The organism is Kytococcus aerolatus, assembly GCF_900187395.1.
GTDB classification, from domain to species: domain Bacteria; phylum Actinomycetota; class Actinomycetes; order Actinomycetales; family Dermatophilaceae; genus Kytococcus; species Kytococcus aerolatus.
On the sequence record NZ_FYEZ01000001.1, the window covers coordinates 658,850 to 682,911 of the forward strand.

Sequence of the window (24,062 nt, forward strand, 5' to 3'; positions counted from 1 at the left end):
GATCAGCCCCGGCGCCGCCAGAGCTCCTCGAGCTCGTCGGCGCCGGTGGTGTTCTCGGCCAACCGGTTCGGCTTGCCGTCACCGTGGAAGTCGCTCGCCCCCGTCGGGACGAGCTCGTAGGCATCCGCCCACCGCGCCGCCAGCACCCGCTCGCCCGCGTCGTGGTCCCGGTGGTGCACCTCGAGACCGGCCAGCCCGAGCTCCACCATCTGCTCGACCTCCTCGCGCACCACGACCCGCCCCCGTCGTCCCGCCAACGGGTGGGCCAGCACCACGACCCCACCGGCGGTCCGCACTGCCGGGATCACCTCGTCGACCGTCGGCACGGGGTGCGGCAGGTTGTAGCGCCCACCCGGGCCGAGGACGGTCGCGAAGGCCTCGTCCCGGTCGGCCACCGCACCGAGGGCCACCAGGGCGTCGGCCACGTGGGGGCGCCCGGGGGTCGCCCCGGGCGGCACGTGCGCCCACACCTCCTCGACCCCCACCCCGTGGTCCGCGGCCACCAGCTCAGCCATCCGGTCCATCCGGCGCGCACGACCTCCCACCGTGGCCTCCAGCAGCTCCTGCACCGTGGCCCCCGGCCCTGCGCCCGGGTCCCCGTCCAGCTCGTAGGCCAGCAGGTGGACGCTCACCGGGCGCTCGCCCGCACGCGGGACGCAGGCACTGACCTCGATCCCGCAGCGCACCGCGATCCCGTGCCGCTGCCCTGCCGCCCGCGCCTCGGCCCAGCCGGCCGTCGTGTCGTGATCGGTGAGCACGATGCCGTCCAGCCCCGCCGCGGCGGCCTGACGCGCGAGCTCGGCCGGGGCGTCGGTGCCGTCGGAGGCGGTGGAGTGGACGTGCGGGTCCCAGCGCCCGCTCACGTCTCCACCACGCGGCTGGCCTTGCGCTCCGAGCGGGTCAGACCGCGCGAGGTGCGGGCGACCCACGTCCCGAGGCTCACGCCCCCGGCCAGCGCCAGCCCGCTGGCCACGGCCCCCAGCAGGTCCTGCACGCCCAGCAGGTAGGTGGCCGGGTCGTTGTCCATGAGCTTGAACAGCCCGCGGTAGACCATCCCGCCGGGCAGGAAGGGGACGATGATCGCCGTGGTGAGCGCCAGGGCGGGCACGTGGGCCAGCGAGGCGAGCCAGTTGGCCAGCACCGAGACGAGGGTGACCGCGAGGAAGACGCGCATCTCGTAGCCCGCCCCGGTGAAGTCGAGCGTCCAGAAGACGAAGAAGACCGTGGCGCCGAGCACCGAGGAGAGGGCCGCCGCCCGGAGGCTGGCGTAGGTGGCGATCGCCGCGAAGAAGCAGAAGACGAACGAGGACCCCACCAGGGTCACGAGGTCGTCCGAGAGGTAGGGGCGGTTGAGCACCGTCATCTGCACCCCCGCCCGGTGCGCCGCGGAGAGCACCAGGGCCACCCCGAGCGTCACCCCGAGCGTCATCATGACCACCTCGAAGGCGCGTGCGGCGGCCGTCACGTAGTAGCCGTCCAGGGCGTCCTGCGCGGTGCCGACCACCCCCAGACCGGCCAGCAGGACGATGATGCCGGCGGCCACGACGAGGGAGTGCACCTGGTTGCCCGGCGGATCGAGCGGCACCCCCCACAGGTGCGGGTCGTGCTCCTCGACGAGGTAGATGGCCACCGCGAACATCGTCGGGATGGCCGCGGCCACCGCCTGCCCGAAGAAGGGCGGCAGACCCCAGCGGCCCAGCCGGCCGAGGGTCTGGTCGATGAGCAGGGTGGAGACGAAGGTGATCACCCAGGTGACCATGTCGGCCCCGAGCAGGGCGGAGATGGCCGCTCCCATCATCGCCAGGGCGAAGCTCGTCACCCAGGGGCGGTAGGCCCGGGGGGCGTGGAGGATCTCCTCCAGCCGCGCCGAGGCGCCGGCGAGGTCCTCGGGGTTCTCGGCCAGCTCGTCGACGAAGGTCTCCAGACGCTCCACCACGAGGTAGTCCGCCACCCGGGCGCGCACGATGCGCATCACCGAGAGGGGGTCCTCCCCCAGTCCGCGGTGGATGCTCACGGTGATCGAGGTGTACGTGATGTCCACGTGGGCGGCCCGCACCCCGAAGGCCGCGGTGAGGCGCAGCACGGTGGCCACGACGTCCGCGGCCGGGGTGCCGGCGGCCAGCAGCGCCTCCCCGGTGCGCAGGGCGAGGTCGATGATGAGCCGGCCGCGGCGCTCGTCGAGATCCGAGTCCCCCGACTGGACCAGCGGCGTCGCGCTCGCCGGACGCACCACCTCCGAGAGCCGGATGACCCGCCGGCGGGGTGCGGTCTCCTGCGGGGTGGTGGTCGGCCCGTCCGCCGGTCCGCGGACGGCCCCCGGGACGGAGCCGGGGCCGGCGAGCTCCGAGGGTTCCGTGACCTCTCCCGGGGCCGGCGCCTCCTCCACCGGGAGGGGCGTCGGTTCCTCCCCGGCCCGGTGCGCGAGCTCGTCGAGGCTCTGGGGTGCGCGAGAGAGGGACACGAGGCCAACTGTCACCCCGGGGAGGCCCGCGAATCAAGTCAACCCGCGGCCCCCGGAGAAGGCCCCCGTGACAGACTGGAGCGATGAGTGAGCCCGAGAAGAAGCCAGACCACCGCAGCCGCCCCGACTCCCCGGCGTTCCGCGAATTCATCGCCGCCGACTGGGCCGAGCGGGACGTCTCGGGCGTCCAGCCGCTCGAGGCCGCCCGTCACGCCGCCCCGCGCCGCAGCGCACTCGCCGCCCAGTTCCCCGGCCAGACCCTCGTGGTGCCCGCCGGGGGTCTCAAGGTGCGCTCCAACGACACCGACTACGTGTTCCGTCCGCACTCGGCCTTCGCCCACCTGACCGGCCTGGGCGCCGACCGGGAGCCGGATGCCGTCCTGGTGATCCGCGCCCCCGAGGAGGGCTCCGAGGCCGAGCCGGAGGCGATCTTCTACTTCCGCCCGATGGGGGGCCGGGACTCCGAGGAGTTCTTCGCCGACTCCCGCTACGGCGAGTTCTGGGTCGGGCCGCGCCCGGTCGAGGAGGACATCCGCCGCGAGCTGGGCCTGGACGCCCGCCACGTGGATAGCCTCGAGGAGGACCTGGTCGCGGACGCCGAGCACCTGCGCGTCATCGCCGATGCCGACCCGCAGGTCGCCGCCCTGGTGCGACGGGTCCGTGGTGACGAGCCGGTGAGCGCCGACCAGGACCCCGCGACCGAGGCCGACGAGGAGCTGGCCCGCGCCGCCTCCGTGCTCCGTCTGGTGAAGGACGAGTGGGAGGCCGAGCAGATGCGCGAGGCCGTCCGCGCCACCGGCCGGGCCTTCGACGCCGTCATCGCATCGATCGACGAGGCCGTGGAGCGCGGCCGCGGCGAGCGCTGGGTGGAGGGCATGTTCGGCCTGTACGCGCGCCACGCGGGCAACGGGGTGGGCTACGACTCCATCGTGGCCTCCGGCGACCACGCGAACACGCTGCACTGGATCCGCAACACCGGTGACCTGCGACGCGGCGACCTGCTGCTCCTGGACGCCGGCGTGGAGGTCGACAGCCTCTACACCGCCGACGTCACCCGCACCCTGCCCATCAGCGGCACCTTCTCCGAGACGCAGCGCAGGGTCTACGACGCCGTGTTCGCCGCGCAGGAGGCGGGGATCGCCGCGGTGAGGCCGGGCAACAAGTTCTCGGACGTGCACGCCGCCGCGATCCGGGTGATCGCCGAGCACCTCCACGAGTGGGGCCTGCTGCCCGAGGGCGTGTCCGTGGAGGACACCCTGGACCCGGAGGGCCAGTACCACCGCCGCTGGATGGTGCACGGCACGAGCCACCACCTGGGCATCGACGTGCACGACTGCGCGTTGGCCCGCCGCGAGGAGTACATGGGCGCCGAGCTGCTGCCGGGCATGTGCCTGACCGTCGAGCCGGGCCTGTACTTCAAGGCCGACGACCTCAAGGTGCCCGAGGAGTTCCGCGGGATCGGCGTCCGCATCGAGGACGACGTGCTCGTCACCGAGGACGGCTGCGAGAACCTGTCGGGCTTCATGCCGCGCACCGCGGACGACGTCGAGGCCTGGGTGGCCCGCCTGATGGGCTGACCCCCGGTTGCCGGGGTCGCCCGGGCCCTCCCCCACGACCATCACCTCCTGCCCAGGAGCATCACCTGTTCCGGTGAGCCCCCTGCGCAGGAGGTGATGGTCGTTCGGCACCCCGCCCCCATTGTTGACACGTCACCTTTCAACTCTTTATAGTTGACGTATCACCAACCAAGGAGGATGCATGACCACCCTTCACGAGCTCGACGGCACCTACACCCTCGACCCGAGCCACACCCGCATCGGCTTCACCACCCGCCACGCGATGGTGACCAAGGTGCGCGGCTCCTTCACGGACTTCGAGGGCCGGGCCAGCACCGGGCCGGGGCTCCAGGACGCCGCCATCGAGTTCACCGCCCAGGTGAGCAGCATCGACACCGGGTCCGCCGACCGCGACGCGCACCTGCGCAACGGCGACTTCTTCGAGGTCGAGCAGTTCCCCACCCTGAGCTTCCGCTCCACCGAGGTCACCGCCGTCGACGCCGAGACCCTGCGCGTGACGGGCGAGCTGACCCTCAAGGGCACCACGAAGCCCGTGACCATCGACTTCGAGTACACCGGCGCGGCCACCGACCCGTTCGGCAACGAGCGCATCGGCTTCGAGGGCTCCACCAGCCTCGACCGCTCCGACTACGGCATCACCTTCAACGCCGCGCTCGAGACCGGCGGCGTCCTGGTCTCCGAGAAGGTCTCCCTCGACCTGGACGTCTCGGCCATCAAGCAGGCCTGAGGCCGTCAGTCCCGGCGCTGCTCCCGCTCCATCGCGTCGATCGCCTCCCCGTAGGTGCGGCGCGGCCCCCGGTGGGTCGGGGCGGGAGCGCCGAGGCCGAGGATCTCGCGGGCCCGGCCGACCTGGTCGTGCTCCGCAAGCACCTCGTAGCTGGTGGCCACCACGGCCGTCACCGAGGTGAAGTCGCGCTGCCCCCGCGAGACGGCGTAGCCCATGGCGGCCGAGATCATCCCGAAGCCCGCACCCAGCACGAGCGTGGTGCCCAGCAGCCGCCACAGCGAGTCCTCGCTGAACAACGAGATCACCAGGCCGACGAAGAGCCCCAGCCACAGCCCGCTGAGCAGCCCGCCGAGCAGCACCCGCCCCCACGTGAGACGCCCGGTGACCCGCTCCACCTGCTTGAGCTCGCTGCCCACGATCGAGAGGTTCGCCACGGGGAATCCCTCGTCGCTCAACCGGTCCACCGCGGCCTGCGCGTCCGCGTAGTCGTCGTACGCGGCGACCTGCCGCGGGTTGCGCAGCTCCAGCAGGGAACGACCGGCGCCCAGGCCCGCTCCCTGCCCGGTGAAACCGGTGCCGCTCTGCATGCCAGTCGGGGTGCTCATGGGGACAGTCTGCCTGCCGCCCGGTCACATCCCGGACGGGGCGTCCGCCGGCCCGGCAGGGCGGGATGCATCCCCTACCCTTGGGCGGTGTGAGTGTTCCCCGCGTCTTCGTCTCCCACCTGATCGGCCTCGGGGTCTTCGACCCCCTCGGCGACCGGGTCGGCCAGGTGCGCGACGTGGTGGTCCAGCACTCCACCCAGCGCCATCTCACCCGCGTCATCGGCATGGTCCTGGAGGTGCCGGGACGCCGCCGCGTGTTCGTCCCCATGACCCGCATCACGAGCATCGACGCCGGTCAGGTCATCACCACCGGCCTGCTCAACATGCGCCGCTTCGAGCGCCGCCCGCGGGAGGCCCTGGTCCACTCCGAGCTCTTCGACCGCCGCGTCACCGTGCGCTCCGACGGTGACGAGCCCTTCGAGGCCACGGTCGAGGACATCGGCATCAACCAGCAGCGCAACCGCGACTGGCACGTCACCAAGGTGTTCGTCCGCAAGACCAGCGAGCGCCCGCGCCGGCTCGGCCTGCGGCGCCGCGGGGAGACCCTCGTGGTCGACGCGATCGACGTCCAGGGTCTCCACGTGACGCAGGGCGACCAGGGGGCCGAGCAGCTGCTGGAGAGCTTCGAGGAGCTCAAGCCGGCCGACGTCGCCGACGCCCTGCAGGAGCTCACCGCCAAGCGGCGCCGCGAGGTCGCCGACGCCCTGCCGGACGAGAAGCTCGCCGACATCCTCGAGGAGCTGCCGGAGGAGGAGCGCGTCGAGATCGTCGAGGCCCTGGCCACCGACCGTGCCGCCGACGTGCTGGAGGCCATGCAGCCCGACGACGCCGCCGACCTGCTCGGCGAGCTCGACGGCGCCACCGCCGCGGTCCTCCTGGGGGCGATGGAGCCGGAGGAGGCCGAGCCGCTGCGAACCCTGCTCACCTACGGGGAGGACAGCGCCGGAGGCATGATGACCACCGAGCCGGTGATCCTCGGGGCCGACACCTCGATCGCCGAGGGCCTGGCCATGGTCCGCCGGGCGGAGCTCCACCCGGCCCTGGCCGCCACGGTCTTCGTCTGCCGCCCGCCCCTGGAGGTGCCCACCGGCAAGCTCCTCGGCGTGGTCCACCTGCAGCGGATGCTCCGCGAGCCCCCGCACGAGTCGATCGGCGCCATCGTGGACAGCGACATCGAGCCGCTGGACGTCGACTCCACCCTCGGCGAGGTGACCCGCTCGATGGCGAACTACAACATGATCTCGCTGCCGGTCGTCGACGAGGACCGGCGTCTGCTGGGAGCGGTGACGGTCGACGACGTGCTCGACCACATCCTCCCCGACGACTGGCGCGAGGAGCGCGACGAGGAGGCCCCCGACCTCAGCGAGGCCCCCGAGGCCCTGACCGATGCCCTGCCCGTCCAGCGGGACGCCCCGCTGCCCCCGGGTTCCGAGGAGGTGCGCGATGCCCGTTGACCAGGATCCCGAGGACCGCGCCGCACGCCTCCGGGAGCTGCGGGAGCGCCGCGCCCGTCGGCTGGAGGCGGCCGGCGAGTCCACCCGTTCCCGCAGCACCCGGGAGCGGGAGCGCTCGCCCGAGCGCAGCGAGCTCTCCGTGCCGCAGCCGGCCCGGCGTCGGCTGATCCCCCGGCCGAACATCGACTCCGAGGCCTTCGGCCGCGCCAGCGAGGCCTTCGCACGCTTCATGGGCACGCCGCAGTTCCTGCTCTACATGACCCTCTTCTGCGGTCTCTGGCTGGCCTGGAACACCTTCATGCCCGAGGAGGCCCAGTTCGACCCGCGCGCGCTGAACTACACCCTGCTGACGCTCATCCTGTCGCTGCAGGCCTCCTACGCCGCCCCGCTCATCCTCCTGGCCCAGAATCGGCAGGACGACCGCGACCGCGTGAGCATCGAGCAGGACCGCGCCCGGGACGAGCGGAACCTCGCCGACACCGAGTTCATCACCCGGGAGGTCGCCTCGCTGCGGCTGAGCGTCGGGGAGATGGCCAGCCGCGACTTCGTGCGCTCCGAGCTGCGCGACCTCCTCGAGGAGCTTCTGGAGGAGCTCGACGAGCGTGACCGCCGCACCCAGGAGGAGGAGCCGCCGGAGGACGCGGCGCAGCGGTCGGCGGGAGCCAGCGTGTGGGAGCCCCCGTACGATGGAGGACATGTCCCTTCCTGACCTCGAAGCCATCCACCGTGCCTTGGGCACGGTGCAGGACCCTGAGATCCGCCGCCCGATCACCGAGCTCGGCATGGTCGACACGGTGCAGCTCTCGGAGACCGACCCCGGCCACGTCACCGTCCGCGTCCTGCTGACCGTCGCCGGCTGCCCGCTGAAGTCCACCATCGAGCGCGACGTGACCAACGCCGTCCAGGGGGTCGAGGGCGTCTCCGGCGTCACCGTCGACCTAGGCGTCATGGACGACGACCAGCGCGCGCAGCTCAAGCAGACCCTCCGCGGCGGCCAGGCCGAGCGGGAGATCCCCTTCCAGCGCCCCGACAACATGACCCGCATCTACGCGGTGGCCTCCGGGAAGGGCGGCGTCGGCAAGTCGTCCGTCACCGTCAACCTGGCGGCCGCGCTGGCCGATCAGGGGCTGAAGGTCGGGGTCGTGGACGCCGACATCTACGGCTTCTCCGTGCCGCGCATGCTGGGCGTCGAGCACCAGCCGACCCAGGTCGACGAGATGATCGTGCCGCCGGTCGCGCACGACGTGAAGGTCATCTCCATCGGCATGTTCGTGCCCGGCAACCAGCCGGTCGTGTGGCGCGGCCCGATGCTCCACCGCGCCCTGCAGCAGTTCCTCTCCGACGTGTTCTGGGGCGACCTGGACATCCTCCTGCTGGACCTGCCGCCGGGCACCGGTGACATCGCTATCTCGGTGGCGCAGATGCTGCCGGGCTCCGAGCTGCTCGTCGTCACCACCCCGCAGCAGGCCGCCGCCGAGGTGGCCGAGCGGGCCGGCGCGATCGCGGTGCAGACCAAGCAGCGGGTCGCCGGCGTCATCGAGAACATGTCCTGGCTGGAGCTCCCGGACGGCACCCGGCAGGAGATCTTCGGCGCCGGTGGCGGCCAGGTGGTCGCGGACTCCCTGGGCCGCACCGTCGGCGGTGAGGTGCCGCTGCTCGGCCAGGTGCCGCTGGACACCCGTCTCCGCGAGGGGGCCGACGCTGGACGCCCGGTGGTCCTCGACGCCCCGGACAGCCCGGCCGGCGCGGCGCTGCGCGAGATCGCCACCGGGCTGGCGCAGCGCAGCCGGGGGCTCTCCGGCCGCAAGCTCGGCATCAGCCCCGTCTGAGCCGACCTGCCCCACCCGCCTGAGCCGACCTGCCACGAAGGGCCCCTCACCACGAGGGGCCCTTCGTGGTGCCCTGCTGCCGCACCCCCTCCCCGCCCTGCTTGTCTGTCGCGCCAGACGCACTCCACCCTGCTGCAGCGCGGTGGAGTGCTTCTGGCTCGGGGAGGGCAGGGGCGCTCGGCTGAAGGCTTCCCGGCTCAGGTGGCGAGGGGGTCCGGCCTCAGGTGGCGTCGGGGTCGTACGGGGTGGCCACCAGCGGGTCGTAGCGCTGCGCCATGCCCCAGACCCGGGCGGGCTCGGTGCCCGCCAGCGCCCCTCCGGCGGCTGCGGGAGCTCCGGCGGGGACCGCCGCCCGCTCCGGGCGCGAGCTCGCTGCTGCGGCGCCGGCACCGAGGGCCGCAGCACCTCCCCCGGCAGCCCCCAGCGCGGTGGCTCCGCCCCGACCGGACTCCCCCAGCCCGACAGCCGCCCGCGCGTCCCCGCGCAGCCCCTCGAGATCGCCCTTGAGGTCCGTGACGGGGTCCAGGTCCTCCAGCAGGGCCTCCCGCACGATCCGGCGCGGGTTGTACTGGCGGGGGTCCCACTTGCGCCAGTCCAGGTCGGCGATGTCGTCACCCACCTGCTCGCGCAGCTCGCCCTTGGCCTGGTTCGCCATGTCCCGGGCCTGCCGGATCCAGCGGCGCACGTTCTCCAGCGCCTCGGGCAGCCGGCTGGGGCCGATGAAGACCAACAGGGCGATGATGATGAGCAGGATCTCGCCGTAACCGAAGGGTCCCATCGTCCTCCCTCACTCCTCGCTCACCGCGCCCGTCCGGGCAACCGGTGGACGACGCCGTCCGATGACGGCGCGCACTCAGTGTGCCAGCCCGCGGGCACTGCTCCGGACCCGCCCCGACCGTGTCACCCGACGCGGTCCCGGCCGCCGGTACCTCAGGGACTGGTGGCCAGCGCGAGGCCGGCGCCGACCGGCACGATCGTCGCGCTGATGTCCCGCTCCTGCCAGTCCGCCAGGACGTCCCGCAGCCGCTGGGTCCCCGGGGTGCGGTCCACCGGGTCCGTCAGCGCCCCGTCCAGCCCCACACCCCACAGGACCACCAGGCCCTCGCTGCGGGTCAGGCGCTCGGCGTGCTCGATCTGTGCCGGGAGGTCCGGGGCCGCGGCGTCCACCACCACCAGGTCATAGGCCCGGTCCCGCAGGCGCCCCAGGACCGACGAGGCCGGCTCCCCGGGGATGATCCGCCACCGGTGCTGCGGCACTCCGGCCCCCAGCGCCGCCGTCCGGGTCATGCTTGCGGCGGGTTCGGCGTCGATGCAGGTCAGTGCCCCGTCGGTGGGCATGCCCTGCAGGATCCAGAGCGGCAGCACCCCGCCGTGGGTCACCGTGGTCACTGCCGCGCGGGCGCCACGGGCCCGCGCCACGAGGCGCAGCAGCGAGCCCTCCGCCGCGATCGGGCGGACGACCCCCTGGTCCCGGGCCCGATCCACCGCGGCCGCGACCCCCTGCGGGGGCCGCGGCCAGTGCTCCGCCATCGCGGAGAGAGCCAGCTGCTCGGTGCTCACGGCGCGAACGTGCGGGCAACAGGCATCAGGAGCTCAGTGGGGTCGATGTGATCAACCGACGGCGTCGGTGATGACCTTCGCCAGGTCCTTCGCCTCGTCGGCGTTCATCTCGACCACGAGGCGACCGCCGCCTTCAAGGGGCATGCGCAGCACGAGTCCACGACCCTCCTTGGTCATCTCCAGGGGGCCGTCACCGGTGCGGGGCTTCATCGCAGCCATGGTCTACCTTTCGTCGTGACGCCGATCTCAGGGTGTGCACCGATCGGCGGCCGGGTGGTCGTGCGCACACCTGCATGTCCTATTATCGCCCATCCTCCGTGGTGGTCCGTGCAGGCCCTCCTCCGCAGCCGCCTTTCGTGGCAGGCTGGAGGCCCATCGCGCAGAAGGAGCCGCACCGTGAACACTGCTTCCCCCCAGGCCGTCCTGCTGGACGTCGAGCAGGGAGTCGCCACCGTCACCCTCAACCGTCCGGAGGCGATGAACGCCCTGGACCGGACCGTCAAGGAGGGGCTGCTGGAGGCCCTGCGCTCCGTGGCCGAGGACCCCGCGGTGCGTGTGGTCGTGCTGACCGGCGCCGGGGACCGCGCCTTCTGCGTGGGGCAGGACCTCAAGGAGCACGTCACCCTCCTGGAGGACAGCTCGCCGTGGGAGACCGTCACCGAGCACTACAACCCGATCGTCACCCTGCTCGCGGAGATGCCCAAGCCGGTCATCGCCCGCGTCAACGGCGCCTGCGCCGGGGCGGGGGTGGCCTTCGCCATGGCCTGCGACGTGCGGATCATGGCCGCCGAGGCCACGGTCACCTTCGCGTTCTCCGGCATCGGCCTCTCCTGCGACTCCGGCACCAGCTGGCACCTCCCCCGCCTCGTGGGAACGGCCCGCGCCAAGGAGCTGCTGCTCCTGGGCGGTCGTCTCTCCGCCCAGGAGGCCCTGGACATGGGCCTGGTGGGCTCGGTCGTCCCGGCCGCCGAGCTCGACGAGGCGGTCCAGGCGGTGGCCGCCCGCTTCGCGATGGGCCCGACGCTCGCCTTCGGCGCGATCAAGTCCGCCCTCCACCACGCCCAGGGAACCGATCTCCAGGGGGCCCTGGCCCACGAGGCCACGCTGATGAAGCGCACCGGCTCCTCGGAGGACCACCGGAACGCGGTCGACGCCTTCCTCGCCAAGGAGCAGCCCCGCTTCACCGGCCGCTGACCCGCCCCGAGCAGGTGTGAGGGGCACCCCGGACGGGGTGCCCCTCACACCTGCTCGACCTCAGCGCGCGCGGTGCGTGGCCTCGGCCTCGGCCACCGCCCGCTTGAGGGCCTTGGTGACGGCCCGCTCCTGCGCCCCGTCGCCCCCCAGACCGGACGGGCGGACCTCCTCGCGCCAGGAGATCCGGCACCCGCGCGGGTGCGGCGTGAAGGTGACATCGCACCACCCGGACACCTTCGCCCCCGTCCGCCGCAGCGAGAAGGCCCCCAGACCACCGGAGGGCGGGGTCCAGCGAGTCACCTTCAGCCGGTCGGAGGCGGAGCCGAGACCCGTGGGGGTCTTGCACTCGAAGGTCCAACCCAGCCCGACCGGCCCGGAGTCCGCCGACCTCACGGAGTACGGGTTGTAGGGGCTGGAACCGGTGAAGTCGGCCACCAGTGCCCACACCGCCTCGACGGGGGCCTGGGCGAAACGCTCGACCTCGAATGACTTCACGGTGTTCCTCTCTGCAGCGGGTTCTCCTGCCCACCGACTGTGTCCTGTGCGCTCGTTCCTGGATCCGCCGCCTGCCGGGCATCGAGCTCCGCGGCGAGGCGGCGCAGCAGCGCGTCCACCTCAGCCATCCGGTATCCCCTCACAGCCGTCGGCAGCGCCACCGTCCGGAGGTCCTCCCCACGCAGCGGCTCGTCGGTCAGGTGCAGGGCCGGCGACGCCCCCGGATCCGGTGGGAGCGCCCCCTCCTCCCGCGGCAGACGCCCCAGCACCGCGGCCGCGGCCCACGCCACGACACAGACCAGGACCCCGACGAGAACGACCTCCATCCATCGCATCCTGCCACGTTTCCCGCCGGTTCACCCGACGGGCCGGGCGCGGGCCCCCCGGGCCGGGTTCTCGACGATGTGGCGGACCGCCTCCCGCGGGTCGTCGGTGAGGCGGACGAGGTCGACATCACCCGGCGCGATCATCCCCTCCTCGACGAGGGTCCCGCGGATCCACTCGAGCAGCGGCGACCAGAAGTCCACCCCCATGAGCACGACCGGGAAGTGCGAGACCTTGCCCGTCTGCACGAGGGTGAGCGCCTCGAAGAGCTCGTCCAGGGTCCCGAAGCCGCCGGGCAGGACGATGAAGCCCCGGGCGTACTTCACGAACATCGTCTTGCGGACGAAGAAGTACCGGAAGTTCACCCCCAGGTCCACGTAGTCGTTGAGCCCCGTCTCGAAGGGCAGCTCGATGCCGAGGCCGACGCTGTCCCCCCGCGCCTCCTGGGCCCCCCGGTTGGCGGCCTCCATGGTCCCCGGCCCGCCCCCGGTGATCACGGCGAAGCCCTCCGCGGCGAGGAGGCGGCCCACCTCCAGGCCGTAGGTGTAGGCCGGCGAGCCCTCCCGCACCCGGGCGGAGCCGAAGACGCTCACGGCGGGCCCGAGCTCGGCCAGGGCACCGAAGCCCTCGACGAACTCGGCCTGGATGCGCATCACGCGCCAGGGATCGGTGTGCACGAATTCCGACTTCCCGTCGTTGCGCAGGAGACGCTCGTCGGTCGTCTCCTCCGGCACCCGCCGACCTCGCAGCCGCACCGGGCCCTTGTAGTAGTCCTGACCCGATCTGGCGGGCCATCCCTCAGGCTGCGGCTGGTCACGGGTCGGGTCCGTCGCGGCCCCACCCCCCTCGGGGAGGTCGTCGGGCCCCGGCATCGGCTGCGTCGTCATCACCGGCCCACGGTAACGCCCGCCCCCGACCGGTCGCCGCCGGGCACGAGGAGGGGGCCCGACCGCCACGGTCGGGCCCCCTTCCTGTCACGCCCCGCGGGGCGCTGCCGGCCTCAGGCCGTCGGGTAGTCGCGCTGGGCGGCACCCGTGTAGACCTGCCGCGGCCGGCCGATCTTCGTGGTGGAGTCGTTGATCATCTCGCGGTACTGGGCGATCCAGCCCGGGAGACGGCCGATCGCGAAGAGCACCGTGAACATGTCGGTCGGGAAGCCCATCGCCTGGTAGATCAGGCCGGTGTAGAAGTCCACGTTCGGGTACAGCTTGCGCTCGACGAAGTACTCGTCGGTCAGCGCCACCTGCTCGAGCTTCTTGGCGATCTCCAGCTGCTCGTCGCCGGCGCCCAGGTGCTCGAGGATCTCGTCGGCGGTCGTCTTCACGATGGCGGCGCGCGGGTCGTAGTTCTTGTAGACCCGGTGGCCGAAGCCCATCAGCTTGACGCCGTCCTCCTTGTTCTTCACCTTGCGGACGAACTCGTCGACGTCGCCACCGTTCTCCTGGATGCCCTGCAGCATCTCCAGGACGGCCTGGTTGGCACCACCGTGCAGCGGACCCCAGAGGGCCTGCACACCGGCGGAGACGGAGCCGTAGAGGTTGGTGTTCGCCGAGCCCACGAGACGCACGGTGGAGGTGGAGCAGTTCTGCTCGTGGTCCGCGTGGAGGATGAAGAGCATGTCCAGGGCGCGGGCCATGCGCTCGTCGAGCTCGTAGCTGCCGTCCGCGTCGGCGAAGGTCATGCGCAGGAAGTTCTCGACCACCGTCAGCGAGGTGTCGGCCTGCATCGGGGCCAGCCCCTGGCGGTTGCGGTAGGCGTTGGCCGCCAGCACCGGCACCTGCCCCATCAGCCGGCGGGAGGCGTTCTCCAGCTGCTCGGCGTCGAAGGGGTCGAGATTCTCGGTGTCGTAGGTGCACAGCGCGGAGATGGCCGAGGAGAGCACCGGCATCGGGTGGGCGTCGGCCGGGAAGGACTTGAAGAAGCCCTTCATGCCCTCGGGCATCTCGGCGTGCGCGCGGACGTCCTGACGGAAGGTCTCGAGCTCCTCGGCGGACGGCAGCTCACCGTCCATGAGGAGCTTGGCGACCTCCATGAAGTTCGACTTCTCCGCCAGCTGCTCGATCGGGTACCCGCGGTAGCGCAGGATCCCCTCGTCGCCGTTGATGAAGGTGATGGCCGAGGAGCAGGAGGCCGTGTTGACGAAGCCCGGGTCCAGGGTCACGTTGCCGGTCTCCTTGCGGAGCGCCGAGATGTCGTACCCGTTGTCGCCCTCGACGGAGGGGACGAAGGGGAACTCCACGGTGTGCTCACCGTGGGTGAAGGTGGCGGGTGCCTGGTCGGCGGTCATAGACGTCCTCTCAACGGGCCGGCCGAGCCGGCACACAGCAGTTCCCGCGGCCTCGGAGACGGCCGACGGGAGGTCAGGATCTGTTCTCACGGTACCCCAGCGGGCCCGTGCGGGAGTGCCGGACCGAGAACGGCCCGGCGGGGGCGCAGGGCGCCCTCAGGCCTTCTCACCCTGCGGCGGCAGCGCCGCGACGACCGGGTGGTCCTTGGGGATCACGCCCAGCTTGGCCGCGCCGCCCGGGGAGCCCAAGTCGTCGAAGAAGTCGACATTGGCCTTGTAGTACTCGGACCACTCGTCGGGGAGGTCGTCCTCGTAGTAGATGGCCTCCACCGGGCACACCGGCTCGCAGGCACCGCAGTCGACGCACTCGTCGGGGTGGATGTACAGCGAGCGCTCGCCCTCGTAGATGCAGTCGACAGGGCACTCGTCGATGCAGGCCTTGTCCTTGAGATCGACACAGGGCAGTGCGATGACGTAGGTCACGCCGGTCCTCCTGAGCAGGTGTGGTGGGTGGGGAAGATTCTACGCGCCGAGCACCAGGGCACAGGGTGACGGGGAGTCGCCCCGCCACCTTCAGCCCTGCTCGGCACCACGGGAGTCCGCCTCCACCTCGGCGAGCTCCGCCTCGCGGCGCCTGCGCTCGTCCTCCCGGCGGTCCTGCTCCCGCAGCTCGATCGGCCGGTAGTCGTCGCTCGGGGCCCACTGGGAGCCGGAGTAGCCCGGGGCCTCGGGATGGGTGCAGTACACCTCGTCACTCGGGTCGTAGTGCGTCTCGGTGCGCTCGACCCGCTTCTCCCCCGCGGAGCCACCGACCGGGGTCAGGTGGCGAGAGACGGTGATGTCGAAGCCCTCCACGCCGTGCTGGCTGATGCAGTCCTCCGCCCGGCTGAAGTACTGGCGCGGCTCCACCACCTCCCGGCGCTCACCGGTCCGGCTCTCCACCTCGTAGCGCTTCTCCCCGTACAGGGTGAGGACGAGCTCGTCCCCCCGCACCTCGCTGCGGAGCACCACGGGCGCCTCGGTGTCGTTGGTCCAGGTGTTGTCGATCACCGGGTGCCACAGGGTCGCCTCGCGGCCCTCCGGATAGCGGGCGATGTAGTAGCTGTGGGCCTTGTGCTCGTCGAGCTGCACCCCGGCCAGGAAGGCCACGTTGTAGACGGCCGTCGAGACCTGGGAGAGCCCCCCACCGACGGCGTTCTTCAACCGTCCCCCGCTGATGACGTGGGCCTCCTCGTACCCGTTCTCCTCCGTCGGCGAGCCCATCACCTCCAGCAGGCTGAACTGCTCGCCGGGGTCGACGACGTACCCGTCGAGGGCCTTGGCGAGGGTCCGGATGTTGTGGGTGCGCCCGGCGTTCTCCTCACCGCCGGGGAGAACGGTGCTGAAGGTGGCCATGCGCTCGATCCGCCAGTCCTTCCCCTCCTCCTCGGCCGGGGTCGTGCGCACCGGCACCGCGGCCCGACGCTCGGGGGCGCGCAGCGCGCGTTCCACCGCGGACTCGACGTCGCCCACCGCCACCGAGCGAGCGGGGCGCGCGGGGACGATCCGGGCGGCGGTGTCCGTGAGCTCCACCGAGGCGTCCCGCGCCCGAGCAGTGGCCAGCGGACTGCTCCCGGGAAGGTCCTCGACCCAGGCAGCGGCGTCGACGGACAGCGACGGCCGCCCCGGCTCCCCGTCCACGCTCAGCATCCGGGCCAGCTCACGGGGCGGGAGCTCCACCTCGCGCGGCCGCGGCAGCCCGTCCACCTCCCGGCCGTCGGCCGCCCTCGGGGTGGCCACGAGGGTCACCGGCTCGGCCAGGGCGGGCTCGAGCGTCCCCTCCACGAAGTCCCGCAGTTCCTGCGCCCGCACCGGGGGCTCCACCGTCCTGACCTCGGCCCGGACGCGCGGCTCGCCGTCCAGCCAGGCCTCGCGAACCGCCCGGACCGTCGCCCCACGGTCGAACTCCCGCCCGGAGGTGCCCTCCTCGACGCGGACCTGCGTGCCCTGCAGCCCGACACGCGCCGGGGCGGCCTCCACCTCGGTGTCCTCCGCGAGGGTGCCCACGGCGCGGCGCAGGCGCTCGTCGTCCACCGAGCGCACCCACCCACGCTCCACCGAGCGGGTCGTCCGCTGCTGGAGGTCACGGGGGTCCCAGGTGCGCCCGATGAGCCCCTCGAGGCTCTCCTCGGCCTCCAACCCGAGACCGAGCTCGGAGGCAGGGATCCGCTCCACCCGTCCGTCGACGACCAGCTCGACCGGCTCGGCGAGCTGCTCCTCGGCCGCCCTCTCCAAACGCTCCACCGCGGCCTCGCGAGACAGGCCGGACACGTCCACCCCGCCGACGGTGGCGCGGCGCGGCGTCTCGCCGGCCACCACCTGCACCAGCGCCAGGTACGCCAGCGCGAGGAGACCCAGCAGCAGGATCAGCCCCGCGAGCCAGCCCCGCCCCCCGCGGGACGGCGAGCTTCCGCTCACGCGATCCCCCGCATCCGCCCCCGGTGGGTGAGCAGCGGGCCACCGGCGGCGCCCGCCGTGGCCGCCTCCTCCACCAGTCCGACGAAGAGCGTGTGGTCCCCCACGGGCACCGAGCGCACGAGGCGGCACTCGAGGGTCGCGAGGGATTCCTGCAGGAGGGGAAGACCGGTCACCGATCCAGAATAGGTGGGCACCTGGGTCAGCTGCCCCACCAGCGGGCGTCCCGGCGTGGCCAGCCACTCGCCCGCGCCCCGGGCGGAGTCCGCCAGCACCGACACCGCGAACACCCCCGACTCCTCGACGGCCTCCGCCCAGCGGGACATCGTGCCCACCACGACCCCCAGCAGCACCGGGTACAGGGAGAGGGAGACCACGGCACTGGCCGTCATCGCCTGGACCTGCCCCCCGGCCCGGGTGCTCAGGACGCACACCCCGGCCGCCAGCTCCCCCATCGCGGCCCGCATGTCGTCGACCGGGGCCATGGGCCCGGCCAGCGGGGCCCGCAGGTCGCTGTCCCCCGCGATCACCCGACCGCTGACGGGGTCGATGCGGGAGTACCCCTCCCGCCCGCTGGTGCGCTGGGCCACGAGATTCGACAGCTGCCACCAGCCGTCGTGCACGAGCACCTGGGTGGCGTGGGCCGAGCGCGCCGCGTCGACCGCCGCCGCCGAGCCCGCGGTGGCGTGGATCTCGTGGGTCACCACCTCGTCATCCCGCACCGAGGGCGGGTAGGGCTCGCCCGCCCCCTCGACGTCCGGGACCAGGACACCCGCGGTGGGGCGCCCGTGGAACTCCCCCGAGGGGGCCACCGGCTCCACGTGCTCCTGCACCCACCGGCGGTCCGCGACCGCCCACGAGCGCGGCGTGACGGCGGCGTACAGCTCGGGCCGACGGTCCTGCGGCAGCCGGCGGACGGCCGTGGTGGCGGCGCGGTGGACCGCCACGTGGTCCGGGTGCCCGTACCCGCCGTGCTCGTCGTAGGTCAGGACGATGCCGGCCCCCACCCGCTCGATCTCAGCGGCCACCTCGGCGGCCAGCTCGTCCACCGGGGCCCCAGCCAGGGCCCGTGGGTGTTCTGCCTGCGGGCTGCCGACCATGCCGGAGTCCAGCCACCGCACCGCCCCGGGGTCCGGCACCCCCGGGGCCTCGCCCACGACCCGGTGCTGCACCCCCAGGGCCGCGCAGGCGGCGGCGAGCTCGTGCCGACGGTGCGCGGCGAGCGCGGCCCCGCCCTCGGCCCCCTCCAGGTGTTGGAGCCCCGCCGGGATGACCTCCCCGTGGTCCCCCAGGGTGAAGGTCAGCACGTGCACGGGGTGCCCCCGCTCCGCGAGCGTGGCCAGTGCCACACCGGTCCACAGGGACTCGTCGTCGGGGTGGGCGTGCAGCGCCAGCACCGGCAGGTCGCGGGGGTCCGGGGAGCTCATGGGGCCACCGTAGGCGCCGGGTGTTCATGCGCCGGACACCTGGGGCAGTTATCTTCGCCACCATGCAGATGGAGTTGCGCGAGTACATCGACCGCCTGTCCGCCGAGGGCTACACGGTCCGGGACGACCAGGGGTCCGACCCGGATCTCATCGACCCGGGTGGCAACGCCGTCACGACGTGGATGGAGAACTACCCGTACTCCGAGCGGATGACCCGCGAGGAGTACGACGTCGAGAAGTACCTGCTCCAGGTCGAGCTCATCAAGTTCCAGAACCACGCCCTCAAGACCGGCTCCCGCCACGTCCTGGTCTTCGAGGGTCGCGACGCCGCGGGCAAGGGCGGCACCATCAAGCGCTTCATGGAGCACCTCAACCCGCGCTTCGCCCGGGTGGTGGCCCTGAACAAGCCGAGCGACCGGGAGCAGGGGCAGTGGTACTTCCAGCGCTACATTCGGCACCTCCCGACCGCCGGTGAGATCGTCTTCTTCGACCGCTCCTGGTACAACCGCGCCGGGGTCGAGCGGGTGATGGGCTTCTCCACCAAGGCCCAGTACGAGCAGTTCATGGAGCAGGCGCCCCAGCTCGAGAAGATGCTCACCGACTCGGGCATCACGCTCACGAAGTTCTGGTTCTCCGTGACGCAGATGGAGCAGCGCACCCGCTTCGCCATCCGGCAGATCGACCCGGTCCGCCGCTGGAAGCTCTCCCCGATGGATCTCGCCTCGCTCGACAAGTGGGAGGACTACACGGCCGCCAAGGAGGCCATGTTCGCCCGCACCGACACCGACTGGGCCCCCTGGATCACGGTGAAGTCGAACGACAAGAAGCGTGGACGCATCAACGCCCTGCGCTACTTCCTCAGCCAGTTCGACTACGAGGGAAAGGACGAGGGCATCGTCGGTCAGGCCGACCCGAACATCGTCAAGCGGGCCAAGGACGCCATCGGCGACTGACCCCGGTCCCCTCCGCCCCCCACGGAGGTCCGACGGTTAAGGTGCGGGGTGCTCTGACCCCCACCCACCGGAGGCCTCCCCCATGCCCGTGCGTCATCGCACGAGACCGAGCGGTGCCACCCTGCTCCGCCACGACGAGTCCGGCCAGCCCGCCGGCAGCGATCTCGCCTGGACGATGACCCTGTTCGGCACCGCGGTGGGCGCCGGCATCCTCTTCCTGCCGCTGAGCGCCGGGGCCGGAGGTTTTTGGCCCCTCCTGGTGGGCACCCTGCTGGTCTTCCCCATGACCTTCCTCGGCCACCGGGCCCTCTCGCGCGTCGTCACCGCCGGGGAGGGTGACGAGGACATCACGCACCTCTCCCGGAGGTACTTCGGCGAGGGGTGGGGACTCGTCGTCACGGCGCTCTACGCCCTGTGCTTCGTCCCGATCCTCCCGATCTACGGGGTGGCCGTCACCAACGCGGTGAGCAGCGTGATGGAGCACCAGTTCGGCTGGGACTCGGTCCCCCGCTGGCTGCTCTCCCTGGCCCTCGTGGGCCTGCTCATGTCGGTGGTCGTCGCCAGCCAGAAGGTCATGCTGTGGATCGCCCAGGCCGTGGTCTACCCGCTCATCGCCATGCTCGCGATCGCCACGGTGCTGCTGGTGCCCGACTGGCACTTCCCCGGCACCGGCCCCTGGCCCGGGTGGGGCTCCCTCTTCATGAACGTGTGGCTGACCATCCCGGTCCTCGTCTTCGCGTTCAACCACTCCGCGGCGGTCTCGACCTTCTCCCTGGCCATGGAGAAGGCGCACGGCCCCCGGGCCGCCGAGCGGGCCTCCCGGGTGCTCTTCACCTCCGCGGCCCTGCTCGTGCTCTTCACGATGGGCTTCGTGTGGTCGTGCGTGCTCGCCCTCGGCCCCGAGGGCGTCGCCGAGGCGCGGCACCAGAACCTGCCGGTGCTCTCCTATCTCGCGAACGAGAAGGGCGACTGGTTCTTCGGCGTCCTCGGCCCGCTGGTGACGATCGCCGCGATCGTCTCCTCCTACTTCGGGCACTACCTGGGCGCCTCGGAGGGGCTGGTCGGCCTGACACGGGCCACCGTGGACCGGAAGCACCGCATCAGCGAGCGGACTCTGCGAGGGGGTGCGGCGGTCGCCCTGTTCCTGCTCACCTGGGGGGCCGCGGTCCTGGACCCGGACATCCTCGACCTCATCGAGCAGCTCTCCGGTCCCGTCATGGCCGCGATGATCTTCCTGCTCCCCCTGGCCGCGGTGTACACGGTGCCGGGCCTGGCCCGCTACCGGCGCTCCTGGCAGAACGTCTTCCTGCTGGTGATCGGCCTGCTGGCCGTGGGCGGGGTGCTCTTCGGCCTCATCCGCTGACCGCCCCGGATCGATGCCGGATCGTGATCCCCACGTGGGCTCGACGGTCTGATCACGGCTCTCCGGTGACCTAGCCTTTCGCCATGGAACCCCCGCCCCCTCCCGCACGCCGCCCCCGTCTCGGCCTGCTCCCCCGCGTCCTGCTGGCCATCGTCCTGGGGATCCTGGTCGGTCTCGTCGCCCCCGACTGGCTGACCCGCACCATGGCGACCTTCAACGGCCTCTTCAGCAACTTCCTCGGCTTCGTCATCCCGCTGATCATCCTGGGTCTCATCGCCCCCGCCATCGGCGAGCTGGGGCGCGGTGCCGGCAAGTGGCTGGCCCTCACCGCGGGCATCGCGTACACCTCCACGGTGCTCGCCGGACTCCTCGGGTTCGGCGTGAGCATGGCCGTGCTGCCCGGCCTGCTGGAGGGGCGCGGGGCCCCCGAGGTCGCCAACCCGGAGGACGCGCTGCTCTCCCCCTGGTTCGAGATCGAGATGGACCCGGCCTTCGGCGTCATGACCGCCCTGCTCCTGGCCTTCACCCTGGGTGTCGGCATGACCCTGGTGAAGGGTGACACCCTGCAGCGCGGCTTCGAGGAGTTCCGCGAGATCGTCAACAAGGTCATCAGCGGCATCATCATCCCCCTGCTGCCGGTGTACATCCTCGGTGTCTTCCTGAACATGACCGCCGGCGGCGAGGTGTGGCGGGTCATCTCCACCTTCGCCGGGGTGGTCCTCATGGTGTTCGTGCTGACCGCCGTCCTGCTGCTCGCCCAGTTCGGGGTGGCCGGTGCCCTGTCGAGCCGCAACCCGCTGGTGCTGCTGAAGAACATGCTCCCGGCCTACGCCACCGCCCTGGGCACTTCCTCCTCGGCGGCCACCATCCCGGTGACCCTGCGGCAGACCCTGAAGAACGGGGTCTCCGAGCCGGTGGCCTCCTTCGTCATCCCGCTCTGCGCCACGATCCACCTGGCGGGCTCGATGGTGAAGCTGACCTGTTTCTCCGTCGCCGTGATGCTGCTGAGCGGCCAGGACGTGGCCACCGGCACGATGATCGGCTTCATCCTCCTGCTGGGCATCATGATGATCGCCGCCCCCGGCGTGCCCGGTGGTGCGGTGATGGCCGCCGTGGCGCTGCTGGAGAGCAATCTCGGCTTCAACGAGTCGCAGGTGGGCCTCATGATCGCCACCTACATCGCGATCGACTCGTTCGGCACCGCCACCAATGTCACCGGTGACGGCGCCATCGCCCAGATCGTCGACCGCCTGGCGCGCATGCGCGGCTTCCGCCGCACGGACGCCGACGAGCAGCCGGCCGCAGGGGCCGAGATCGCCCCGGCCTGACCGCCGCACGCACGACGGAGCCCGGCCCCCGCGGGGGCCGGGCTCCGTCGTGCGTGCGGCGCTGGTGCGCCGCGGGATCAGGCGTTCTTGGCCCGGCGGGCATCACGGCCGCGCGTCGTGGCGTCGAGGACCACCTTGCGGATGCGGACGGCGTCCGAGGTGATCTCCACGCACTCGTCCTCGCGACAGAACTCCATCGACTGCTCGAGACTCATGGCGCGCGGCGGGGCGAGGCGCTCGAGCACGTCGGCGCCGGCGGAGCGCACGTTCGTGAGCTTCTTCTCCTTGGTGATGTTCACGTCCATGTCGTCGGCGCGGGAGTTCTCACCGACGATCATGCCCTCGTACACCTCGGTGCCCGGGGCGATGAACAGGGTCCCGCGCTCCTGGATGTTGAACATGGCGTAGGAGGTGGCGGAGCCCGCCCGGTCGGCCACCAGTGAACCGGCCACCCGGGTGCGGATCTCGCCGAACCACGGCTCGTAGCCGTCGAAGATGTGGTTGGCGATGCCGGTGCCCCGGGTCTCGGTGAGGAACTCGGTCCGGAAGCCGATGAGGCCACGGCTCGGCACGCGGAACTCCATGCGCACCCACCCGGTGCCGTGGTTGCTCATCTCCTCCATCCGCCCCTTGCGGCTGGCCATGAGCTGGGTGATGGCACCGAGGTACTCCTCGGGGGCGTCGATCGTCAGGGCCTCGACCGGCTCGTGAACCTTGCCGTCGATCTCTCGGGTGACCACCTGCGGCTTGCCGACGGTCAGCTCGAAGCCCTCCCGGCGCATCTGCTCCACGAGGATGGCCAGCGCCAGCTCGCCACGCCCCTGGACCTCCCAGGCGTCCGGGCGCTCGGTGGGCAGGACCTTCAGCGAGACGTTGCCGACCAGCTCGGACTCCAGGCGCTCCTTGACCAGGCGCGCGGTCACCTTGCTGCCCTTGACCTTGCCGGCCAGCGGGGAGGTGTTGGTGCCGATGGTCATCGAGATGGCCGGTTCGTCGACGTGGATGAGCGGCAGAGCGACCGGGTTCTCCGGGTCGGCGAGGGTCTCGCCGATCATCACCTCGGCGATGCCGGCGACGGCCACGATGTCGCCCGGGCCGGCGGACTCGGACGGCTTGCGCTCCAGGCCCTCGGTGACCAGGAGCTCGGAGAGGCGCACATTCGAGACGCTGCCGTCGCGCTTCATCCACGCCACGGTCTGCCCCTTGCGGAGCTCCCCGTTCTTGATGCGCAGCAAGGCGAGACGGCCGAGGAAGCTCGACGAGTCGAGATTGGTGACGTGCGCCTGCAGCGGGGCCTCGTCGTCGTACACCGGGGCCGGCACGGTCTGCAGGATGGTCCGGAAGAGCGGCTCCAGGTCGGGGCTGTCCGGCAGGGCACCGTCACCGGGGGCCTCGAGGGAGGCCCGGCCGGCCTTGCCGGAGGCGTACACGATCGGGAAGTCGATCTGCTCCTCCTCGGCGCCGAGGTCCATGAAGAGCTCGTAGACCTCGTCGATGACCGCGGCGCAGCGGGCGTCGGGGCGGTCCACCTTGTTGATGACGAGGATGACCGGCATCTGCGCCTCGAGGGCCTTGCGGAGCACGAAGCGGGTCTGCGGCAGCGGCCCCTCGGAGGCGTCCACGAGCAGCACCACGCCGTCCACCATGGAGAGGCCGCGCTCGACCTCGCCACCGAAGTCGGCGTGTCCGGGGGTGTCGATGATGTTGATGACGACGCCGTCCGGACCGACGCCCTCGATCTCCTGGGCCGCCGGGCCGCGGTAGTGCACCGCGGTGTTCTTCGCGAGGATGGTGATCCCCTTCTCGCGCTCGAGATCACCGGAGTCCATGGAGCGCTCGTCGACCTTCTCGTGGTCGCCGAACACCCCCGACTGGTGGAGCATCGAGTCGACGAGTGTGGTCTTGCCGTGGTCGACGTGGGCGACGATGGCGACATTGCGCCGGTCAGCGCGGTGGGTGAGCGTCATGTCCGCCAGTATCCCGCACCCGAGCCGATCCCACCGACCGCGGCGGGTCCCGGACGG

General features: G+C 72.0%; 23 protein-coding genes. 9 read left to right on the plus strand and 14 right to left on the minus strand.

Annotation, left to right across the window (positions count from 1 at the left end; genetic code table 11):
* Positions 1-2 precede the first annotated feature (2 nt).
* Together CFT82_RS02970 and CFT82_RS02975 are read right to left on the minus strand one after the other, a co-directional pair.
* Complete coding sequence (locus tag CFT82_RS02970) at positions 3-863, minus strand: PHP domain-containing protein (RefSeq protein WP_088817580.1); 861 nt, start codon at positions 861-863, stop codon at positions 3-5.
* On the minus strand, positions 860-2,461 hold the full coding sequence (locus tag CFT82_RS02975; RefSeq protein WP_159461835.1) for a threonine/serine exporter family protein: 1,602 nt from the start codon (positions 2,459-2,461) through the stop codon (positions 860-862). Before CFT82_RS02975 ends, CFT82_RS02970 begins: the two co-directional genes overlap by 4 nt.
* An 83-nt stretch (positions 2,462-2,544) precedes the next feature.
* Here CFT82_RS02975 and CFT82_RS02980 point away from each other — a divergent pair, with 83 nt between their 5' ends.
* Both CFT82_RS02980 and CFT82_RS02985 read left to right on the plus strand, forming a co-directional pair.
* Positions 2,545-4,038, plus strand: a complete 1,494-nt coding sequence (locus CFT82_RS02980; protein WP_088817582.1) for an aminopeptidase P family protein — start codon at positions 2,545-2,547, stop codon at positions 4,036-4,038.
* 181 nt (positions 4,039-4,219) lie between these two features.
* On the plus strand, positions 4,220-4,765 hold the full coding sequence (locus CFT82_RS02985; RefSeq protein WP_088817583.1) for a YceI family protein: 546 nt from the start codon (positions 4,220-4,222) through the stop codon (positions 4,763-4,765).
* Positions 4,766-4,770: 5 nt separating this feature from the next.
* Here the strand turns inward: CFT82_RS02985 and CFT82_RS02990 are convergent, their stop codons facing one another.
* Positions 4,771-5,370, minus strand: coding sequence for a general stress protein (locus tag CFT82_RS02990; protein ID WP_200815033.1), 600 nt, complete (start codon positions 5,368-5,370; stop codon positions 4,771-4,773).
* An 89-nt stretch (positions 5,371-5,459) separates the two neighbouring features.
* Here CFT82_RS02990 and CFT82_RS02995 point away from each other — a divergent pair, with 89 nt between their 5' ends.
* Genes CFT82_RS02995 through CFT82_RS03005 form a run of 3 tightly spaced genes read left to right on the plus strand, consistent with a single transcriptional unit; the run spans position 5,460 to position 8,653 of the window.
* Positions 5,460-6,824 carry a magnesium transporter MgtE N-terminal domain-containing protein gene (locus CFT82_RS02995; RefSeq protein ID WP_088817584.1) on the plus strand — a complete coding sequence of 455 codons (1,365 nt, stop codon included), beginning with the start codon at positions 5,460-5,462 and terminating at the stop codon, positions 6,822-6,824.
* Positions 6,814-7,533: a DUF1003 domain-containing protein gene (locus CFT82_RS03000; protein ID WP_088817585.1), complete on the plus strand. Its 720-nt coding sequence runs from the start codon at positions 6,814-6,816 to the stop codon at positions 7,531-7,533. Before CFT82_RS02995 ends, CFT82_RS03000 begins: the two co-directional genes overlap by 11 nt.
* A complete protein-coding gene (locus CFT82_RS03005; protein ID WP_088818298.1) occupies positions 7,520-8,653 on the plus strand; it encodes an Mrp/NBP35 family ATP-binding protein in 1,134 nt (377 codons plus the stop codon). The genes CFT82_RS03000 and CFT82_RS03005 overlap by 14 nt, the downstream gene beginning before the upstream one ends.
* 220 nt (positions 8,654-8,873) lie before the next feature.
* On the opposite strand, the gene CFT82_RS03010 is transcribed toward CFT82_RS03005, so the two are convergent.
* From CFT82_RS03010 to CFT82_RS03020, 3 genes are all read right to left on the minus strand, one after another.
* On the minus strand, positions 8,874-9,431 hold the full coding sequence (locus CFT82_RS03010; RefSeq protein ID WP_200815035.1) for a Sec-independent protein translocase family protein: 558 nt from the start codon (positions 9,429-9,431) through the stop codon (positions 8,874-8,876).
* A 152-nt stretch (positions 9,432-9,583) separates the two neighbouring features.
* Entirely contained in the window at positions 9,584-10,213 is a 630-nt protein-coding gene (locus tag CFT82_RS03015) for an O-methyltransferase (protein WP_088817586.1), read from the minus strand.
* A 51-nt stretch (positions 10,214-10,264) separates the two neighbouring features.
* On the minus strand, positions 10,265-10,432 hold the full coding sequence (locus CFT82_RS03020) for a DUF3117 domain-containing protein (protein ID WP_088817587.1): 168 nt from the start codon (positions 10,430-10,432) through the stop codon (positions 10,265-10,267).
* 177 nt (positions 10,433-10,609) lie between these two features.
* Here CFT82_RS03020 and CFT82_RS03025 point away from each other — a divergent pair, with 177 nt between their 5' ends.
* The gene (locus CFT82_RS03025; RefSeq protein ID WP_088817588.1) at positions 10,610-11,407 is read left to right on the plus strand and encodes an enoyl-CoA hydratase/isomerase family protein; all 798 of its coding nucleotides are present in this window, start codon (positions 10,610-10,612) and stop codon (positions 11,405-11,407) included.
* 60 nt (positions 11,408-11,467) lie between these two features.
* On the opposite strand, the gene CFT82_RS03030 is transcribed toward CFT82_RS03025, so the two are convergent.
* The 7 genes from CFT82_RS03030 to CFT82_RS03060 all read right to left on the minus strand — a co-directional run bounded on the left by CFT82_RS03030 (position 11,468) and on the right by CFT82_RS03060 (position 18,394).
* A complete protein-coding gene (locus tag CFT82_RS03030; protein ID WP_088817589.1) occupies positions 11,468-11,902 on the minus strand; it encodes an SRPBCC family protein in 435 nt (144 codons plus the stop codon).
* Positions 11,899-12,228, minus strand: coding sequence for a DivIVA domain-containing protein (locus tag CFT82_RS03035; RefSeq protein ID WP_088817590.1), 330 nt, complete (start codon positions 12,226-12,228; stop codon positions 11,899-11,901). The genes CFT82_RS03030 and CFT82_RS03035 overlap by 4 nt, the downstream gene beginning before the upstream one ends.
* Positions 12,229-12,258: 30 nt before the next feature.
* Positions 12,259-13,113 carry an LOG family protein gene (locus tag CFT82_RS03040; RefSeq protein WP_234994249.1) on the minus strand — a complete coding sequence of 285 codons (855 nt, stop codon included), beginning with the start codon at positions 13,111-13,113 and terminating at the stop codon, positions 12,259-12,261.
* A 113-nt stretch (positions 13,114-13,226) separates the two neighbouring features.
* On the minus strand, positions 13,227-14,513 hold the full coding sequence (locus CFT82_RS03045) for a citrate synthase (protein ID WP_088817592.1): 1,287 nt from the start codon (positions 14,511-14,513) through the stop codon (positions 13,227-13,229).
* A 156-nt stretch (positions 14,514-14,669) separates the two neighbouring features.
* The gene (gene fdxA / locus CFT82_RS03050) at positions 14,670-14,996 is read right to left on the minus strand and encodes a ferredoxin (RefSeq protein ID WP_088817593.1); all 327 of its coding nucleotides are present in this window, start codon (positions 14,994-14,996) and stop codon (positions 14,670-14,672) included.
* A 90-nt stretch (positions 14,997-15,086) separates the two neighbouring features.
* Positions 15,087-16,970 (minus strand): VanW family protein, encoded by a 1,884-nt coding sequence (locus CFT82_RS03055; protein WP_088817594.1) that lies wholly within the window; start codon positions 16,968-16,970, stop codon positions 15,087-15,089.
* Positions 16,967-18,394 carry a flavin reductase gene (locus CFT82_RS03060; RefSeq protein ID WP_088817595.1) on the minus strand — a complete coding sequence of 476 codons (1,428 nt, stop codon included), beginning with the start codon at positions 18,392-18,394 and terminating at the stop codon, positions 16,967-16,969. The genes CFT82_RS03055 and CFT82_RS03060 overlap by 4 nt, the downstream gene beginning before the upstream one ends.
* Before the next feature lie 62 nt (positions 18,395-18,456).
* On the opposite strand from CFT82_RS03060, the gene ppk2 reads away from it, so the two are divergent.
* The 3 genes from ppk2 to CFT82_RS03075 all read left to right on the plus strand — a co-directional run bounded on the left by ppk2 (position 18,457) and on the right by CFT82_RS03075 (position 22,038).
* Positions 18,457-19,347 (plus strand): polyphosphate kinase 2, encoded by an 891-nt coding sequence (gene ppk2 / locus CFT82_RS03065; RefSeq protein WP_088817596.1) that lies wholly within the window; start codon positions 18,457-18,459, stop codon positions 19,345-19,347.
* Between the two features lie 82 nt (positions 19,348-19,429).
* Positions 19,430-20,710 carry an amino acid permease gene (locus tag CFT82_RS03070; protein WP_088817597.1) on the plus strand — a complete coding sequence of 427 codons (1,281 nt, stop codon included), beginning with the start codon at positions 19,430-19,432 and terminating at the stop codon, positions 20,708-20,710.
* A gap of 83 nt (positions 20,711-20,793) precedes the next feature.
* Positions 20,794-22,038, plus strand: a complete 1,245-nt coding sequence (locus tag CFT82_RS03075) for a dicarboxylate/amino acid:cation symporter (protein ID WP_088817598.1) — start codon at positions 20,794-20,796, stop codon at positions 22,036-22,038.
* Positions 22,039-22,115: 77 nt separating this feature from the next.
* On the opposite strand, the gene typA is transcribed toward CFT82_RS03075, so the two are convergent.
* A complete protein-coding gene (gene typA / locus CFT82_RS03080) occupies positions 22,116-24,005 on the minus strand; it encodes a translational GTPase TypA (RefSeq protein WP_088817599.1) in 1,890 nt (629 codons plus the stop codon).
* Positions 24,006-24,062 lie beyond the last annotated feature (57 nt).

Coding starts and splice junctions, on each gene's coding strand:
- CFT82_RS02980 (WP_088817582.1), top strand. CDS start 2,545: ATGAGTGAGCCCGAGAAGAAGCCAGACCACCGCAGCCGCCCCGACTCC.
- CFT82_RS02985 (WP_088817583.1), top strand. CDS start 4,220: ATGACCACCCTTCACGAGCTCGACGGCACCTACACCCTCGACCCGAGC.
- CFT82_RS02990 (WP_200815033.1), bottom strand. CDS start 5,370: ATGAGCACCCCGACTGGCATGCAGAGCGGCACCGGTTTCACCGGGCAG.
- CFT82_RS03000 (WP_088817585.1), top strand. CDS start 6,814: ATGCCCGTTGACCAGGATCCCGAGGACCGCGCCGCACGCCTCCGGGAG.
- CFT82_RS03005 (WP_088818298.1), top strand. CDS start 7,520: ATGTCCCTTCCTGACCTCGAAGCCATCCACCGTGCCTTGGGCACGGTG.
- CFT82_RS03010 (WP_200815035.1), bottom strand. CDS start 9,431: ATGGGACCCTTCGGTTACGGCGAGATCCTGCTCATCATCATCGCCCTG.
- CFT82_RS03020 (WP_088817587.1), bottom strand. CDS start 10,432: ATGGCTGCGATGAAGCCCCGCACCGGTGACGGCCCCCTGGAGATGACC.
- CFT82_RS03035 (WP_088817590.1), bottom strand. CDS start 12,228: ATGGAGGTCGTTCTCGTCGGGGTCCTGGTCTGTGTCGTGGCGTGGGCC.
- CFT82_RS03040 (WP_234994249.1), bottom strand. CDS start 13,113: ATGACGACGCAGCCGATGCCGGGGCCCGACGACCTCCCCGAGGGGGGT.
- CFT82_RS03045 (WP_088817592.1), bottom strand. CDS start 14,513: ATGACCGCCGACCAGGCACCCGCCACCTTCACCCACGGTGAGCACACC.
- CFT82_RS03060 (WP_088817595.1), bottom strand. CDS start 18,394: ATGAGCTCCCCGGACCCCCGCGACCTGCCGGTGCTGGCGCTGCACGCC.
- ppk2 (WP_088817596.1), top strand. CDS start 18,457: ATGCAGATGGAGTTGCGCGAGTACATCGACCGCCTGTCCGCCGAGGGC.
- CFT82_RS03070 (WP_088817597.1), top strand. CDS start 19,430: ATGCCCGTGCGTCATCGCACGAGACCGAGCGGTGCCACCCTGCTCCGC.
- CFT82_RS03075 (WP_088817598.1), top strand. CDS start 20,794: ATGGAACCCCCGCCCCCTCCCGCACGCCGCCCCCGTCTCGGCCTGCTC.
- typA (WP_088817599.1), bottom strand. CDS start 24,005: ATGACGCTCACCCACCGCGCTGACCGGCGCAATGTCGCCATCGTCGCC.